We start from the raw sequence: 638 nt of genomic DNA, 5'->3' as shown, positions 1-638 counted from the left end.
AAAAGAAGTAGGTAGCTTAACCTTCGGGAGGGCGCTTACCACTTTGTGATTCATGACTGGGGTGAAGTCGTAACAAGGTAACCGTAGGGGAACCTGCGGTTGGATCACCTCCTTACCTAAAGATATTAGTTCGCGTGGCGTGCTCACACAGATTGTCTGATAGAAAGTAACGAGCAGAAATACCTTTATAGGCTTGTAGCTCAGGTGGTTAGAGCGCACCCCTGATAAGGGTGAGGTCGGTGGTTCAAGTCCACTCAGGCCTACCACTTCTTGTAAGTGGAAAAGGTACTGCACGTGACTGTATGGGGCTATAGCTCAGCTGGGAGAGCGCCTGCCTTGCACGCAGGAGGTCAGCGGTTCGATCCCGCTTAGCTCCACCATATAGTCCGGTATTTCAATACTTCAGAGTATATTGGCGACAGTATGCTGCGAAGTATTTTGCTCTTTAACAATCTGGAACAAGCTGAAAATTGAAACATGACGGCTGAAATTTGTCCCTCCGTAGATGTATTGGGATGAAGAGTAACCTGTCATAGAGTCTCTCAAATGTTTGCAGCGCGAACGATGGAAACATCTTCGGGTTGTGAGGTTAAGTGACTAAGCGTACACGGTGGATGCCTAGGCAGTCAGAGGCGATG

2 tRNA genes and 1 rRNA gene are annotated in these 638 nt (G+C 48.4%); all 3 read left to right on the top strand.

Going from position 1 to position 638, the window contains the following annotated elements:
• Positions 1 to 115, top strand: a 16S ribosomal RNA gene (locus ACSBQS_RS24545); the annotation flags it as partial.
• A 74-nt stretch (positions 116 to 189) separates the two neighbouring features.
• Positions 190 to 266, top strand: a tRNA-Ile gene (locus ACSBQS_RS24540).
• A gap of 38 nt (positions 267 to 304) precedes the next feature.
• Positions 305 to 380, top strand: a tRNA-Ala gene (locus ACSBQS_RS24535).
• Positions 381 to 638: the final 258 nt, after the last annotated feature.

It is taken from the genome of Serratia sp. H402Y (assembly GCF_051172415.1).
Lineage (GTDB): Bacteria > Pseudomonadota > Gammaproteobacteria > Enterobacterales > Enterobacteriaceae > Serratia > Serratia ureilytica.
Note: the sequence above shows the minus strand (reverse complement) of the source record. Positions and strands in the feature narration are given on the sequence as shown.